20 protein-coding genes and 1 riboswitch are annotated in these 15,156 nt (G+C 68.3%); of the genes, 8 read left to right on the forward strand and 12 right to left on the reverse strand.

The window, feature by feature from the left end:
* Positions 1-113: 113 nt before the first annotated feature.
* Positions 114-1,520 (reverse strand): 3-isopropylmalate dehydratase large subunit, encoded by a 1,407-nt coding sequence (gene leuC, locus ACSVDD_RS14940; RefSeq protein WP_448190162.1) that lies wholly within the window; start codon positions 1,518-1,520, stop codon positions 114-116.
* Between the two features lie 158 nt (positions 1,521-1,678).
* Here leuC and ACSVDD_RS14945 point away from each other — a divergent pair, with 158 nt between their 5' ends.
* The 4 genes from ACSVDD_RS14945 to ACSVDD_RS14960 all read left to right on the forward strand — a co-directional run bounded on the left by ACSVDD_RS14945 (position 1,679) and on the right by ACSVDD_RS14960 (position 3,545).
* Entirely contained in the window at positions 1,679-1,864 is a 186-nt protein-coding gene (locus ACSVDD_RS14945) for a hypothetical protein (RefSeq protein ID WP_448190163.1), read from the forward strand.
* Between the two features lie 46 nt (positions 1,865-1,910).
* Positions 1,911-2,117 carry a hypothetical protein gene (locus ACSVDD_RS14950; RefSeq protein WP_448190164.1) on the forward strand — a complete coding sequence of 69 codons (207 nt, stop codon included), beginning with the start codon at positions 1,911-1,913 and terminating at the stop codon, positions 2,115-2,117.
* Positions 2,118-2,175: 58 nt separating this feature from the next.
* Positions 2,176-2,580, forward strand: a complete 405-nt coding sequence (locus ACSVDD_RS14955; RefSeq protein WP_448190165.1) for a hypothetical protein — start codon at positions 2,176-2,178, stop codon at positions 2,578-2,580.
* 62 nt (positions 2,581-2,642) lie between these two features.
* Entirely contained in the window at positions 2,643-3,545 is a 903-nt protein-coding gene (locus ACSVDD_RS14960) for a DMT family transporter (protein ID WP_448190166.1), read from the forward strand.
* A 198-nt stretch (positions 3,546-3,743) separates the two neighbouring features.
* On the opposite strand, the gene thiC is transcribed toward ACSVDD_RS14960, so the two are convergent.
* Entirely contained in the window at positions 3,744-5,543 is a 1,800-nt protein-coding gene (gene thiC / locus ACSVDD_RS14965; protein WP_448190167.1) for a phosphomethylpyrimidine synthase ThiC, read from the reverse strand.
* A 67-nt stretch (positions 5,544-5,610) separates the two neighbouring features.
* A riboswitch (TPP riboswitch) is annotated at positions 5,611-5,729 on the reverse strand.
* Between the two features lie 107 nt (positions 5,730-5,836).
* Here thiC and ACSVDD_RS14970 point away from each other — a divergent pair.
* Positions 5,837-6,211, forward strand: a complete 375-nt coding sequence (locus ACSVDD_RS14970) for a BON domain-containing protein (RefSeq protein WP_448190168.1) — start codon at positions 5,837-5,839, stop codon at positions 6,209-6,211.
* 2 nt (positions 6,212-6,213) lie between these two features.
* Here the strand turns inward: ACSVDD_RS14970 and ACSVDD_RS14975 are convergent, their stop codons facing one another.
* The 8 genes from ACSVDD_RS14975 to ffh form a co-directional block, all read right to left on the reverse strand.
* Entirely contained in the window at positions 6,214-6,393 is a 180-nt protein-coding gene (locus ACSVDD_RS14975) for a hypothetical protein (protein ID WP_448190169.1), read from the reverse strand.
* Positions 6,394-6,397: 4 nt separating this feature from the next.
* Positions 6,398-6,712 (reverse strand): BrnT family toxin, encoded by a 315-nt coding sequence (locus ACSVDD_RS14980; protein WP_448190170.1) that lies wholly within the window; start codon positions 6,710-6,712, stop codon positions 6,398-6,400.
* A 110-nt stretch (positions 6,713-6,822) separates the two neighbouring features.
* Positions 6,823-7,224 (reverse strand): 50S ribosomal protein L19, encoded by a 402-nt coding sequence (rplS, locus tag ACSVDD_RS14985; protein ID WP_448190171.1) that lies wholly within the window; start codon positions 7,222-7,224, stop codon positions 6,823-6,825.
* A 40-nt stretch (positions 7,225-7,264) separates the two neighbouring features.
* Positions 7,265-8,062, reverse strand: coding sequence for a tRNA (guanosine(37)-N1)-methyltransferase TrmD (gene trmD, locus ACSVDD_RS14990; RefSeq protein ID WP_448190172.1), 798 nt, complete (start codon positions 8,060-8,062; stop codon positions 7,265-7,267).
* Positions 8,059-8,604, reverse strand: coding sequence for a ribosome maturation factor RimM (rimM, locus tag ACSVDD_RS14995; protein WP_448190173.1), 546 nt, complete (start codon positions 8,602-8,604; stop codon positions 8,059-8,061). The genes trmD and rimM overlap by 4 nt, the downstream gene beginning before the upstream one ends.
* Before the next feature lie 147 nt (positions 8,605-8,751).
* Positions 8,752-9,105, reverse strand: coding sequence for a 30S ribosomal protein S16 (gene rpsP / locus ACSVDD_RS15000; protein ID WP_448190174.1), 354 nt, complete (start codon positions 9,103-9,105; stop codon positions 8,752-8,754).
* A gap of 47 nt (positions 9,106-9,152) precedes the next feature.
* Positions 9,153-9,530, reverse strand: a complete 378-nt coding sequence (locus ACSVDD_RS15005; RefSeq protein WP_448190175.1) for a VOC family protein — start codon at positions 9,528-9,530, stop codon at positions 9,153-9,155.
* Positions 9,527-10,960, reverse strand: a complete 1,434-nt coding sequence (gene ffh / locus ACSVDD_RS15010) for a signal recognition particle protein (RefSeq protein ID WP_448190176.1) — start codon at positions 10,958-10,960, stop codon at positions 9,527-9,529. Before ffh ends, ACSVDD_RS15005 begins: the two co-directional genes overlap by 4 nt.
* A 329-nt stretch (positions 10,961-11,289) precedes the next feature.
* Between ffh and ACSVDD_RS15015 the strand changes: the two genes are divergently transcribed.
* Positions 11,290-12,639, forward strand: coding sequence for a pentapeptide repeat-containing protein (locus tag ACSVDD_RS15015; protein WP_448190177.1), 1,350 nt, complete (start codon positions 11,290-11,292; stop codon positions 12,637-12,639).
* Between the two features lie 3 nt (positions 12,640-12,642).
* Positions 12,643-13,065, forward strand: a complete 423-nt coding sequence (locus ACSVDD_RS15020; RefSeq protein ID WP_448190178.1) for a VOC family protein — start codon at positions 12,643-12,645, stop codon at positions 13,063-13,065.
* Positions 13,066-13,069: 4 nt separating this feature from the next.
* Here ACSVDD_RS15020 and ACSVDD_RS15025 read toward each other — a convergent pair whose 3' ends face one another.
* Positions 13,070-13,762, reverse strand: a complete 693-nt coding sequence (locus ACSVDD_RS15025; RefSeq protein ID WP_448190179.1) for a hypothetical protein — start codon at positions 13,760-13,762, stop codon at positions 13,070-13,072.
* Between the two features lie 457 nt (positions 13,763-14,219).
* Here ACSVDD_RS15025 and ACSVDD_RS15030 point away from each other — a divergent pair, with 457 nt between their 5' ends.
* Positions 14,220-14,459: a hypothetical protein gene (locus ACSVDD_RS15030; RefSeq protein ID WP_448190180.1), complete on the forward strand. Its 240-nt coding sequence runs from the start codon at positions 14,220-14,222 to the stop codon at positions 14,457-14,459.
* Here ACSVDD_RS15030 and ACSVDD_RS15035 read toward each other — a convergent pair.
* On the reverse strand, positions 14,416-15,153 hold the full coding sequence (locus ACSVDD_RS15035) for a hypothetical protein (protein WP_448190181.1): 738 nt from the start codon (positions 15,151-15,153) through the stop codon (positions 14,416-14,418). The genes ACSVDD_RS15030 and ACSVDD_RS15035 overlap by 44 nt on opposite strands.
* Positions 15,154-15,156 lie beyond the last annotated feature (3 nt).

The following is a 15,156-nucleotide window of genomic DNA, read 5'->3' on the forward strand; positions in this document are numbered from 1 at the left end:
GCCGATTTGCGCGCCCGGCGCCAGTACGGGCGGACCCCGGCGCCCCGCCCGCCGTTGATACGCGAAGGGGGCCTTGCGGCCCCCTCCCGTTCATCCGAGATGCCCGAGTCCGCTCAGCGCAGGTCGCGCACGTCGGTCAGCGTGCCCTTGATGGCCGCCGCGGCGGCCATGGCCGGGCTGACCAGATGGGTGCGGCCGCCGCGGCCCTGGCGGCCCTCGAAGTTGCGGTTCGAGGTGGAGGCGCAACGCTCGCCCGGCGACAGCCGGTCGGCGTTCATCGCCAGACACATGGAACAGCCGGGCTCGCGCCACTCGAAGCCGGCCTCGGTGAAGACCTGATCCAGGCCCTCCTGCTCGGCCTGCTCCTTGACCAGACCGGAGCCGGGCACCACCAGCGCGCGCACGCCGGCGGCCACCTTGCGGCCCTTGGCGATGTCGGCCGCCGCGCGCAGATCCTCGATGCGGCCGTTGGTGCAGGAGCCGATGAACACCGTGTCCACCTTGACGTCGGACAGCTTCTGCCCCGGCGTCAGGCCCATGTACTCCAGCGAGCGCTCGACGGCGGCGCGCTTGCCCAGGTCGGCGACGTCGGCCGGGTTCGGCACCGTCGCGGTGATCGGCAGCACGTCCTCCGGGCTGGTGCCCCAGGTGACCTGCGGGACGATGTCGGCGGCGTTCAGCACCACGGTGGTGTCGTAGACCGCGCCCTCGTCGCTGGGCAGCGTCTTCCACTGGGCCACCGCCTGCTCCCACGCGCCGCCCTTGGGCGCCAGCGGGCGGCCCATGACGTAGGCGAAGGTCTTCTCGTCGGGCGCGATCAGGCCGGCGCGCGCACCGCCCTCGATGGCCATGTTGCAGACCGTCATGCGGCCTTCCATGGACAGGTCGCGGATCGCCTGACCGGCGAACTCGATGACGTGGCCGGTGCCGCCGGCGGTGCCGATCTTGCCGATGATGGCGAGCACGATGTCCTTGGCGGTGACGCCGGCCGGCAGCGCGCCGTCGACGCGGACCAGCATGTTCTTGGCCGGCTTCTGCAACAGCGTCTGGGTGGCCAGTACGTGCTCGACCTCGGACGTGCCGATGCCGAAGGCCAGCGCGCCGAAGGCGCCGTGCGTGGCGGTGTGGCTGTCGCCGCAGACGATGGTGGTGCCGGGCAGCGTGAAGCCCTGCTCGGGGCCGACGATGTGCACGATGCCCTGGCGGACGTCGTCCATCGGGAAGTAGCGCACGCCAAATTCACGGGCGTTCACATCCAGCGCCTCGACCTGGATGCGGCTCTCTTCCTCGACGATGCCCTTGGCGCGGTCCTTCGTCGGCACGTTGTGGTCCGGCACGGCCATGGTCAGCTCCGGCCGGCGCACCTGGCGGCCGGCGGTTCGCAGCCCCTCGAACGCCTGCGGGCTGGTCACTTCGTGGACCAGATGGCGGTCGATGTAGAGGATGCAGGTGCCGTCCTCCTGGCGGTGGACGATATGGCTGTCCCAGATCTTGTCGAACAGGGTGCGCGGCTTGGACATCGTGCAGGCTCTCTCTTGCAGGCAAACGGCCGATCGGCGCCGGTTTCCGGGCGCAAGCCGGCACAATAGCCATGTGGGCCGCGCGGGACAAGCGGACCTTCCGCACAGCGGAGCCGTGTGCTAGCGTCCGACCGCTTTTCGCCGGAGGCCCGTATTCCGTGACCGACGCACACACCGACGCCCAGGCCCGCTGCCCGCGCTGCGACCTGATCTACCCCGCGGCGGAACCGGCCTGCCCGCGCTGCCACCGCATCCGCCAGACCAACATTCTGATCATGACCACCGTCATCATGCTGGCGGTCCTGGCGCTGGTTGGCTGGCTCGGCATGCAGTTCATCATGTAGGGTGCCCATGACTGCCGCGTCTCCCCAACCCGTTGCGAGCCAGACCATGAGCGACGACGACGACCTCTGCCATGCCTGCGGCGCCCCCTACGCCAAGGGCAAGGATTGCGAGGAATGCCAGGCCGTGCGCCGCAAGGACATGGTGGTCCGCCTGGTCATGGTGGCGATGTTCGTCCTGCCCATGCTGACGCTGATCGGCAGCCTGTTGTACGGCATGCTGGGCGGCACCCCCGGCGTGGCCGTGCCCGATTGAGGGGTAACGGCCGGCTTTCCGTTTGACGCGCGCGCGCCGGTGTGCTGCAACCCGGCGCATGACCGACACTGCCGAGACCACCTCCTCCCGCACCTGCGGCGAATGCACCCTGTGCTGCAAGCTGATGGGCGTGCCCGAGTTGAAGAAGCCCCCAGCGCGCTGGTGCGAGTCATGCGACCAGGGCAAGGGCTGCACCGTGTATGACGAGCGCCCGCCATCCTGCCGGAACTTCCAGTGCTTCTGGCTGATGGACGAGAATTTCCCCGAGGACTTCCGCCCCGACCGCATCCACGCGCTGGCGGCGTACAACGACACGCCGGACAGCTGCGTGCTGCACGTCGATCCCGGCAAGCCGAAGGCCATGCGCAGCGCCGAGGTGCGGGCGCTGACCGACGCGCTGCTCAAGACCTACGCCAAGGTGTTCGTGCTGATCGGCAAGGAAAGCGCCCTGCTGACGCGCTGACGATGCATGCCTTTCCCGGCGCCGCGCCGGTTTAAGATGCAGCGGACGCAAGGGAGGAACCCGTGGCGGATCAGGCGGCTGCGGCGCGCGGCGCGCCCGGCATGGCGATCTACGCGCAGCTCGCGGCGGTGGTGCTGTTCTGGGGCACCAACTGGCTGATCATGAAGGCGGCGCTGCCGAACATCGGAGCGTTCACCTTCAATGCGCTGCGCATGAGCGGCTCGGCGCTGCTGCTGGCGGCCCTGCTGCCGGTGCTGGGTGCGCCGTGGCTGCCGCGGCGCGGCGAGCGGACGATGCTGGGCGTCATCGGCTTCCTGCAAGTCGGCGGCATGCTGGGGCTGAGCACGCTGGGCCTGCAATCCGTGCCGCCCGGCCGCGCGGCGGTGCTGGTCTACACCATGCAGATCTGGGCCCTGCCCCTGGCCTTCCTGATCGCCCGCGAGCGGCCGTCCGGCCAGAGGATCGTCGGCGGCGCGCTGGCCTTCGCCGGCGTGCTGGTGTTCTTCAACCCGGCGCTGATGGACTGGAGCGACCATCGCGCGCTGTTCGGCAACGGGCTGCTGCTGACCTCGGCGGTCTTCTGGGCGACGGCGGCCAGCCTCTACCGGCGGCGTGTCTGGCGCACGCCGTTCTGGACCCAGACCTTCTGGCAGATCGCCGTCAGCGCCGTGGTCGTCGTCCCCATGGCTCCGGCGCTGGACGCCGGCCACCCCATCGCCTGGACGCCGACGCTGATCGGGGCGCTGGTGTACAACTGGCTGGTCGGCACGGCGCTCTGTTACTGGTGGTGGTCGAAGGCGTTGGCGGTGATGCCGGCGGCGCAAGCCGGACAGATCGTCTGTCTGGTGCCGATCACCGCACTGCTGGAAAGCGCCCTGATCTTCGGTGAACCGCTGAGCACCGGTGTGCTGCTGAGCGTCGGCCTGATCGCCGCGGGGATCGTGATTACGGCGCGTGCCCGATAACCCCGCGGGTACGGCTGACGGGGAACAACAGGGTTCACACGGATTTTGGGGATTTGAACACGGATTACACGGATTTTCTTTGATCGTGCACAGCATCGGCTTGCGGGAAGGCCGATGCGCTGCAAGCATAAAAAATCCGTGTAATCCGTGCCAAAATCCGTGCAATCCGTGTAAACCCTGTTGTCCCCAGCGGAGCGACTACTCCGCCGCCTTGTAAATTTCCCCACCCTGCGCGCGGAACGTCTCCGACATCTCGGCCATGCCAGAGTTGGCGTAGTCCCGCACCTCCTGCGTGATCTTCATCGAGCAGAACTTCGGCCCACACATGGAGCAGAAGTGCGCCACCTTGGCGCCTTCGGCCGGCAGCGTCTGGTCATGGAAGCGCTCCGCCGTCTCCGGGTCGAGCGACAGGTGGAACTGGTCGCGCCAGCGGAACTCGAACCGCGCCCTTGAGAGCGCATCGTCGCGCAGGCGTGCCGCCGGGTGGCCCCTGGCGAGATCGGCGGCGTGCGCGGCGATCTTGTAGGTCACTACGCCCACCTTGACGTCGTCGCGGTCCGGCAGCCCCAAATGCTCCTTCGGCGTGACGTAGCAGAGCATCGCCGTGCCGAACCAGCCGATCATCGCCGCACCGATGCCGCTGGTGATGTGGTCGTAGCCCGGCGCGATGTCGGTCACCAGCGGCCCGAGGGTGTAGAACGGCGCCTCGCCGCACAGGGCGAGCTGCTTGTCTATGTTCTCCTTGATCTTGTGCATCGGCACGTGGCCGGGGCCTTCGATGATCGTCTGCACGTCGTGCTTCCAGGCGATCTTGGTCAGCTCGCCCAGCGTCTCCAGCTCGGCGAACTGGGCGGCGTCGTTGGCGTCGGCGACGGAGCCCGGACGCAGCCCGTCACCCAGCGAGAACGCCACGTCGTACGCCTTGAGGATCTCGCAGATCTCCTCGAAGTGCGTGTAGAGGAAGTTCTCCTTGTGGTGCGACAGGCACCATTTGGCGAGGATCGAGCCGCCGCGCGACACGATGCCGGTCACCCGCTTGGCGGTCAGCGGGATGTGGGCGAGCCGGACGCCGGCGTGGATGGTGAAGTAGTCCACCCCCTGCTCGGCCTGCTCGATCAGCGTGTCGCGGAAGATCTCCCAGGTCAGGTCCTCGGCCTTGCCGTTGACCTTCTCCAGCGCCTGATAGATCGGCACGGTGCCGATGGGCACCGGCGAATTGCGGATGATCCACTCGCGCGTCGTGTGGATGTTGCGGCCGGTGGACAGGTCCATGACGGTGTCGGCGCCCCAGCGGATCGACCACACCATCTTGTCCACCTCCTCGCCGATCGAGGACGCCACCGCCGAGTTGCCGATGTTGGCGTTGATCTTGGTAAGGAAGTTGCGGCCGATGATCATCGGCTCAGCTTCGGGGTGGTTGATGTTGGAGGGGATGATGGCGCGCCCGCGGGCGATCTCGTCGCGCACGAACTCCGGCGTGATGACATCGGGGATGCTGGCGCCGAAGGACTCGCCGTCGCGCGCCTGTTCCAGCGCCGCAGCGCGGCCGAGGTTCTCGCGGATGGCGACGTATTCCATCTCCGGCGTGACGATGCCGGCGCGGGCGTACGCCATCTGCGTCACCACCTTGCCGGGCTTGGCCCGCAATGGCCGGCGGGTCGAGCCAGGGTGTACGTCGAGGTTGCGCGCCTCGCCGTCCTTCAGCCCGTCATCCTCGGGACGTACGGCGCGGCCGTCGTACGCCTCGACATCGCCGCGCCCGCGGATCCAGGCATCGCGCAAGGCCGGCAATCCCTTGCGGATATCCACCGCCACGTCGGCGTCGGTGTAGGGACCGGACGGATCATAGACGCGCACGGGCGGTTCGCCGCCGCCCACGCAGATCTCGCGCAGGGCCACACGTACACCCTCCCGCTCGCCCGGCACGTACACCTTGCGCGAGGCGGGCAGCGGCCCGGTGGAGACGGAGAAGTCGGCGTCGGACAGATCTTTGGGCATGGTCGGTCTCCTTCGGTCATCGAGGAGATCCGGTCACTTGTGCGGAAGAAGGTGCGGTCGAGGATCAGTGCCGCAGCGTTTCCCTCCCTTCGCCGGTATGAGCCGGATCAGGTTCGAAGGGTCACCACGTTGCCGATTTGGCCGGTGGTATCTCAGCCCCCTAACGGGACCCCCCTGGAATGAAGGCGCTATGCTGATGGTGTTGCGAAGGATTGTCAAATGGGAAAGCCGGCCGCCGGAACCGCGCCCGACGCGGCCATGTTCCCTTCAGGACAGATGCAGGGAGAACGGCCATGTTCGGGCACAACGAGACCGCTTCGGACGCGCGGATTCGCCACGACCTCATCCACCGCCTGGATGAGGACGAGTACATCGACGGCACCGACCTGGAGGTGAGCCTCCGCGACGGGGTGGTGACGCTGGTCGGCAGCGTCGCGTCGGTCGAACAGGTGCACCGCGCCGAAGCGCTGGCCGCCAGCCTTCCCGGCGTGACGGGGGTGATCAATCACCTGGGCGTGCGCCGGACCGCGCAAGCCGCGGCGGCCATGACGGAAATCGGCTCCAGCCCCGACGACCGCGACGACACCCACACCACGGGCGTGGTCGGCGACAGGAACGAGCCGGCGACGCTGAAGGCCGCACACACCAATTCGCTGACGCGCCGCTGAGCTTACTTCTTGGGCACCTTCTTCGAGCCGCGATTGTCGATGCGGCTGCCGGTGAACCGGAACCGGACCAGCTTGGCGTTCGCCCAATCGACCGGCGTCGTCTTCGGCGCGTCGCCGTAGTCGATGTCGGCGTCGCTCTGCGCCAGCAGCGCGGACAGGTCGGTGCGGTCGTCGTCCAGCACGGGCTTAGCGCTCGCGGAAGAGAGTGCGTTCTTCGACATCGGCGCGCCTGATGCTGATGATGTTCAACCAATCGTCCAGCCGCGTGTACACGGCGAGAAACACAAGATCCGCACCGGGCATCCCGACCAAAGCATGGAATCGGACAGGCTGTCCCGGACGCTCGTCTTCCTTGCGCTTCAGAACCCGTTCCCAATCGAACGTCTTGGCAATCGGAAAGTCGATGCCGCACCTTTTATAGTGCGCGTCGCGGATGGCGGGCTTCCAGATGATTCCCTTGAACGTCTCGGCGTCACGCCGATAGCCCGTCTTCACCGTCATGGCGGGCCCCTGTCAATGGTGCAGCCTCTCTCCGCAACGCCGAACGCCCGCTGCGGGAGATCCCCACGGCGGGCGCCGGAAAACATGCAACGGCGAAGCGTGCCGGCGGATTACTCCGCAGCGGCGGCGGTGCCGCGCGGCTTGATGCCGCGGCCGGTGGTGCGCTCCGAGATGCGGGCCGACTTGCCGCGACGATCGCGCAGGTAGTACAGCTTGGCGCGACGGACGTCGCCCTTGCGGACCAGCTCGATCGAATCGATGCGCGGGCTGTACAGCGGGAACACGCGCTCCACACCCTCGCCATAGCTGATCTTGCGCACGGTGAACGAGGAGTTCACACCGGCGTTCTTGCGGGCGATGCACACGCCCTCGTAAGCCTGCACGCGCTCGCGAGTGCCCTCGACGACCTTCACGTTCACGCGGAGCGTATCGCCCGGCGAGAATTCGGGAATGGTCTTGCTACCGAGGGCCTTCTCGACCTGCTCCTGCTCGATCTGCTGCAACAAGTTCATGACACTACCCCTTTTCCTCGGCGCGCCTCTCGGCGGACCGTCACTCCGTCGTTCCACTCGGCCTGCGTCTGCGGGCCCGTTTTTCCGGCACCGGACGACCCGCCTCGTAGCGGGACCACAGGTCGGGCCGTCTGGCCCGTGTGATCCGCTCCGCCTCGGCAAGCCGCCAGGCACGAACCTTTTCGTGGTGACCGGAGAGAAGAACCTCCGGCACCGGTCGCTCCACACCCAGCCCGTCGTTCCAGACGGCAGGCCGCGTGTAGTGGGGATATTCGAGCAATCCCCGTTCGAAACTCTCGTCTTCGGCCGTCGCCACGTTCCCCATGACGCCGGGCAGCAAGCGCACCACGGCGTCGATCAGGGCAAGCGCGGCCGGCTCGCCGCCGGACAGCACGAAATCGCCGAGGCTGACCTCCTCGACCCCGTGCGCTTCCAGCACCCGTTCGTCAACCCCTTCGTACCGGCCGCAGAGCAGCGTCACGACCGGGGTCGCCGCCAACTCCTTGACCAGGGCCTGGTCCAGGACCCGACCACGCGGCGACAGGTAGATCACCCGGCCGCGTCCCTCTTGCCCCAGCAGTCCGCAGGTCGCGGTGAACGCGGCGTCCAGAACGTCCGGCCGCATCACCATGCCAGCACCCCCGCCGAAGGGGGCATCGTCAACGGAGCGGTGTTTATCGCGCGCAAAATCGCGAATGTCCACTGATTCCAGAGACCACACGCCATTTTCCAGCGCCTTGCCCGCGAGGCTGTGACCGAGCGGCCCCGGAAACATTTCCGGGAACAACGTCAGCACCTTAACCGTCCAGGCGAGCGCGCCGGTGGCGCCGTGGTTCACGGCTCCGACTCCCCGTTGCCCTGCCCTTCGGGCCGGGCTTCGACGACCACGGGCGGGTCGACGACCACCCGTCCGCCCTTGACGTCCACCACCGGCACGCAGGCCCTGGTGAACGGCAACAGCTCGGTGGCACCCGACTCCGTGCGGATCTCCAGCACGTCACCACCACCGAAATCGTAGATCGCCAGCACCGTCCCGAACAATTCCCCCGCCGTCGTCTCGGCCCGCAGGCCGATGAGATCGGCGTGATAGAACTCGTCCTCGTCGTCCGTGTCCGGCAGCGCCGCACGCTCGACGTACAGCCGCACGCCGGTCAGTGCCTGCGCCTGCTCGCGGGTGGTGAGCCCCTCCACGCGGGCCAGCCAGACATCGTCCTTGGGGGCCCCGGTGAGCGTCACGCGGAAGGTCCGCTTGCCGCTCTCGTCGGACAACGGGCCGTACGCGGCCACGGCTTTGGGATCCCCGGTAAAGCTCTTCAGCTTTACGAGGCCACGCACGCCGTGCGAGCCGGCGAACTGGCCGATGCAGACTTTGCTGGACATGGATATCGAACCGCAGCCAATCCCCCTCCCCCGCCCCGGGGGAGGGTCGGGGTGGGGGTGCCGTCGAGAATCCTGAACGGATCCTTGCCAGCACCCTCACCCGGCGCTTCGCGCCACCCTCTCCCGGGACGGGAGAGGGTTTTGTCCTCACTCGCCAGCGGCGGCAGCGGCGGCAGCAGCGGCCTTGGCGCGCTCCTGGGCCTTCGCCTTCGGGGCGGACTTCTTCGGAGTCTCGCGGATGGCCGGCTTCTCGACCAGACCGGCGTTGGCGAAGAACAGCACCACGCGGTCCGTCGGCTGGGCGCCGACCGACAGCCAATGCTTGGCGCGCTCGGCGTCGAACTGGATGCGCTTCTCGTCTTCGCGCGGCAGCATCGGGTTGTAGGTGCCGATCTTCTCGATGAAACGGCCGTCACGCGGGCTGCGGGCGTCGGCGACGACGATCGAGTAGAACGGGCGCTTCTTGGCGCCACCGCGGGCCAGACGGATCTTCAAGGACATGGGTCGAAACTCTCTTCTTGGTCAGGTGGTGAAAGGAGAACCGCCGGTCAGGCGGGGAGATGGCAGACCGCCTCGATCCGGTTACCGTCCGGGTCGAAGACGAATCCAGCGTAGTAGTCGGGGTGATAGCGCGGCCGGAGCCCCGGCGCGCCGTTGTCGCGACCGCCCGCGGCCAACGCCGCAGCGTGGAACGCATCCACCGCCGCACGGTCCTTGGCGCGGAAGGCGATGTGCACGCCGGCAGCCGGCCCCAGGGCCTCGTCCTCCGGCGGCACGCCGATCCAGAAATGCGGGTGCTCGTCGCCATAGCCGGCGGCCTGGCCGAAATCCATCATCCGGCGATAGCCGACGGCGGCGAGCACGGAGTCGTAAAAGCTCTTGGCGCGCTCGATGTCGGTGACGGGCAGCGAGATGTGGTCGATCATCCGAACGGCCCCTTGCCGCCACCGCCGCCGAAGCCGCCGCCGAACGGGCCGCCACCACCGCCACCACCGAAGCCGCCCAGGCCCTTCGGCAGCAGGTTGCCGAGGCCGCCGCGCATCAGGCCCTTCTTACCCAGCTTCTGGACCTGCTTCATCATCGAGCGCATGTCCTCGAACTGTTTCAGGAGCTTGTTGACCTCCTGCACCGAGGTGCCCGAGCCGGCGGCGATGCGCTTGCGCCGGGACGCCTTGATGAGTTCCGGCGTCTTGCGTTCCTTCTTGGTCATCGACGAGATGATCGCCTCCTGGCGCTTGATCACCTTGTCGTCGATGTTGGCGTCCTTGAGCTGGTTCTTGATCTTGCCGATGCCCGGCAACATGCTCATCAGCCCCGACATGCCGCCCATCTTGCGCAGCTGCTTGAGCTGGCTCGCCATATCGTCGAGGTCGAAGCCCTGGCCCTTCTCGATCTTGCGGGCGAGCTTTTCGGCCTCTTCCTGGTCGATGGTCTCGACCGCCTTCTCGACCAGCGACACCACGTCGCCCATGCCGAGGATGCGGCCGGCGACCCGGTCGGGGTGGAAGGGCTCCAGCGCGTCGATCTTCTCGCCGACGCCCAGCAGCTTCAGCGGCTTGCCGGTGATCTGGCGCATGGACAGCGCCGCACCGCCGCGGGCGTCGCCGTCCACGCGGGTCAGCACGATGCCGGTGATGCCGACCTTGTCGTTGAAGTTGGTGGCGACCGTCACCGCGTCCTGGCCGGTCATGGCGTCGGCGACCAGCAGCGTCTCGACCGGCTTGGTCGCGTCGCGCACGGCGGCCACCTCGGCCATCAACTCCTCGTCGATGGAGAGCCGGCCGGCGGTGTCGAGCATGACCACATCATAGCCTTCGAGGCGGCCGGTCTCCATCGCCCGCCTGGCGATGTCCACCGGGCCCTGGCCCATGAGGATGGGCAGCGTGGCGACGCCGATCTGTTCGCCCAGCACCTTGAGCTGTTCCTGCGCGGCCGGACGGCGCACGTCCAGCGACGCCATCAGCACTTTCTTGCGGTCGCGCGTCTTGAGGCGCAGCGCGATCTTGGCGGTGCTGGTGGTCTTGCCCGAGCCCTGCAAGCCGACCATCAGGATCGGCACGGGCGCTGCGGCGTTGAGGTTGATGTCCTCGCCCTGACCCAGCATCTCCACGAGGCAGTCGTGGACGATCTTGATGACCTGCTGGCCCGGCGTGACGGAGCGCAGCACCTCTTGCCCGACGGCGCGCTCCTTGACCTGGGCCACGAACTGCTTGACCACCGGCAGGGCGACGTCGGCCTCCAGCAGCGCCACGCGCACTTCGCGCAGCGCGGCGGAGACGTCTTCCTCGCTCAGCGCGCCACGGCGGCGCAGCTTGTCGAAGATGTCGCCCAGGCGTCCGGTCAGGCCTTCGAACATGGGTTCCTCAAAACTCCAATGAGCCCCACCGACCGCCCCAAACGCAAACGTGCCAGTGCGCGACACTCGCGGACTGGCTGGTGCCCGTAGGCACGGCGTCGAGGACATCGACAGAAGCTGGAGGCCGGACAATACGGATGCGGAGGGCGTGAGTCAACCGGGGCGCCGCACCTATGATCAACTCCGCTCCGGGAAGGTCCCCAGGATGCATAGACCCATTGTCCGTGTGGTCTTACCTCTTTGATTTGAATAAATTCCCGGCTCTGGTTAACTCTTTGTTTGTGGCTTGCGGCCAAGCTGTCAGCCTCACGATGCAAAGGCTCGCCGCGATGTCGACATCGCAAGGTTTCGGTTCGAACTCGCCGCGCACCAAGCTCACGCAGAGCCAGCTGAACGCTATCCTGATGCGCCATCAGGCCTTCCGGAAGAGCCAGCCCGGCGGCGTGCGCGCCAACCTGAAGATGCGCGACCTGTCGCACCTCGATCTTTCCGGCATCGACCTGTCGGACGCCGACCTGTGCGGCGCCAAGCTGTTCAGCGCGCGCCTGACCGGCGCCAACCTTCAGAACGCCAATTTGTACGCCGCCGACATGCGGCTGGCGAACCTGGAAAAGGCCGACCTGCGGCGCGCCGACCTGCGCGGCGCCTGCCTGCGCGGCGCCGTTCTGAACGAGGCGATCCTGGTCGAGGTGGACCTGCGCGACGGCACGCTGCTGCACTACAATGAAGCCGGCGACGTGCGCGAGCACCAGTTCGACAACGTCCTCAACTCCGAACTGACGGCGGCCACCATGCGCGCCGCCGACCTGTCGCGCGCCAAGCTGGCGAACTCCTTCGTCATGCAGACCGACCTGACCGACGCGATCCTGCGCGGCACCAAGTTCCAGCGCGCCAACCTGACCAACGCCAACCTGACCGGCTGCGACCTGACCGACGCCGACCTGTCGGAAGCGAACCTGTCCGGCGCCCGGCTGTCCGGCGCGGTGCTGACCGGGGCGGCCATCGGCCGCGCCAACTTCGCCAACACCAACCTGATCGGCGCCATCCTCGATTCGGGCCAGCTGCGCTCGCCCAATCTGGCGGGTGCGGTGACCGCCAAGGTAATGGAGAACGCCGAGAGCGCCCTGAAGGGGATCATCGCCGCGCACCTCTCCTGGATCGACAGCGGCGGCAAGGAAGGCAAGCGCGCCGACCTATCGGCGCTCGACCTGTCGAGTCAGGCGCTGGACGGCATCAACCTGTCGGCCGGCATCCTGCAATGCATCACGCTGCGCGGCGCCTCGCTGGCCGGCGCGTCACTGGCCATCGCCGACATGTCGCTGGCCGACCTGCGCAAGGCGAACTTCACCGGCGCCGACCTGCGCGGCATCAACTTCGAGCGCGCCACGCTGTCCAACGCCAACCTGACCGACGCCAAGCTCGGCCCGGTGCACATCCAGACCATGAGCGGCCACGTCTGGCGCGCCAACCTCCAGCGCGCCCGGCTGGGCATGGCGACCCTGAAGAACGCCGACCTGCACAAGGTCAACCTGAGCGGCGCCAATCTGGTGGGCGCCGACCTGCGCGGCGCCAATCTGGCCGAGGCGGACCTGACCGGTGCCGACCTGACCGGCGCCGACACCGCCGGCGCGATCTTCACCGACGCCATCCTCGACGAAACCATCGGCTTCGGGGGCTGACCCATGGAACCGCGGCTGTCCCTGGTGACTTTGGGCGTGGCCGACATGGCGCGCAGCCGCGCCTTCTACGAACGCCTGGGCTTCACCGCCTCACCCATGAGCCAGGAGGCGGTCACCTTCCTCTCCGCCGGTGGCGTCGTGCTGTCGCTGTACGGCCGCGACGCGCTGGCCGAGGATGCCCACCTGTCACCAGCGGGCAGCGGTTTCGGCGGCATCACGCTGGCCCACAACGTGCGTGCGCGCGAGGATGTGGCCGCGGTGCTGGCCGAGGCCGAGGCGGCGGGCGGGCGCATCCTCAAACCGGCGCAGGACGTGTTCTGGGGCGGCCATTCCGGCTACTTCGCCGACCCCGACGGGCACCCCTGGGAAGTCGCCTGGAACCCGTTCATCTCCTTCACGGACGATGGCCGGCTGGCGCTGCCGTAAGGCGCTACCGCCGCCGCTTCGCCCATTCGCCGGAACTGTAGGCGGTGCGGACGTGCTTGATCAGCAGGTTGCGCGCCTCGATGAGCTGCGCCATGCGCTGCCGGCAGCCGACCATGCCGGTGTCGGGGTGGTAGACCGGCGCCAACTCGCGGAAGCGGCGCACCACGCGGTCCTCGTCGAAGCACCACTCGTTGACGAAACCGAACAGCGACGCGGCGTCGCGCACATGCGTCAGCTCGCCCTCCAGCGGCTGGAACGACACGCGTTCCAGCGCGTTGGCCAGCGCCTTGTTGCGGTATTCCAGCGTCTCCAGCCGGCCCGCCAGCCGCCAGCCGTCGGCGACGGCCAGCGCCGTGGCGAGCGCCCGGCGGACCGCAGCCCCATCCAGGCCGGGGCTAAGTCGCAGGTCGAGGGTCGCTTCGCCGGCACCGGGGTCCGGCATCGCTTCGGCGCCGAGCAGCAGAGCCGCCCCCACCAGCGCCGCAACGTCGCAGCCGCGCCGTGCCGCCAACTCCAGCACGGCGGCCCGGAAGGCCGGTTCGCAGGGTACGGCATGGAGCACGTCTTGCGCCGCAAGGGGCCGCGCCGGAACAGGCACGGACACGCTGGCGGACGCGAACGCTTCGAGCGCGGAAAGCCCCTGCACGTCGGACCGGTGGTCCAGCGCGTCCATGGGGAATCCATCGGGAGCGGTCATCAGCGGCACCAAGGCGTAGTGCGTGCGCGGCGAGCTTAACGCAAGTAGTAGATTCCTTGCAACATTCGTCCGAGTCGCGCCACCGGACGCGGGCGCGGCAAATTGGCCACATCCCGATGCAGGGAACACCCCATCCGCCAAAAGTAGCAACGGCGTCGCCAAAGCGTGGCCGGATGGGCACACATCCGAACATTTGTGATGCGCCCGCCACAGCCACCGTCGAAGCGAAACCGTCGCCGCACTCCGCGGCTCTGGAGACAAGAAACTCTAACCCGTTGATTCAGGCCGGGAAAGCGCGCGTCCAGGCTACCGAGACCGGACGTTTTGGCCAGAGGGTATAGTCCCACGAGGTAGGTCCGGCGTTTTCCTTCACCTCCCACGCTCTTGGCCGCCAGCCGGCCGTCGCTATCCTCCCGGAAAAGCAAAACGGCGGACTGGACAGAAGGGATACCGCGCCATGAACGACAACGAACCGGCGGTCCCGCCGCGCCCGCACTGCTGCTATTGCAGCCGCCCCCTGCGCACCGGCGAGCCGCACTGGGCCGGCGACCGCCAGGGCCGGCCCTGGCACTACGGCTGCGCGGAGAAGGCCGGGCTGACCTATTCGTGGATCACCACGCGCCCCGCGCGGTCCCGCGCCGAGGACGCGGCGGCTACCGAGCGGCCGCGTTGGGAGGAGGCAGCGCTTCCCGGATGACTTTGTCGCCGCCCCCGCGCGCGGCGCGCGGGGCGGCTCCCTCGCCGGACGGGGCGGCGAGCGGCAGGCGTCCGGCCGCCGCCTTGCCCACCGGCAGGCGGTCGAGAAGGTCGCTGATGTAGGCGTCCTCGGTCTTGCCGGACATGGCGGCGAAGCCCTTCAGCATCTGGCCGCCGAAGGTGAAGACGCTGGTCAGGTCGATGCGCCACGCACCGCCTTCGCGCACGAAGTCGGCCGGCACCATCGCCGGCTTGTTGTCCACCAGCAGCAGCGCCGACGCCCGGTCGCCCTTGACCCGCACCGGGCCGAGCGCGCTCCGCGCGATGACGTTGGGGCCGAGCCAACCCTGCTTTACCGCGTGGTCGGTGATGTCGCCCAGGTTCATGCGGCGCAGCTCGGACGGGTTGAGGTGGCGGCGCAGGCCCATGGCGGCGAACTTCTCGCCGGGCTCCAGGCGGCCGATCGCCACCGGATCGCCGGTGCGCGCCACCGTGCGGACCGACTCCAGCTTCTGCACCGTGGCGTGCGAGAGCAGCGGCACCAGCGCCGAGCCCTTGCCCTGCTGGAGCGCGGTGCGCGCCGTATCGAACACCGCGCCAACCTGCTTCTCCTCCTCCGTCGGGACAGGCGGCGGAGCGGCGACGGCCGGGGCAGCGGTGAACAGCAGGAGGACGGCGAAGAGAAGCTTGCGCATGAT

This window comes from Azospirillum terrae (assembly GCF_053470425.1).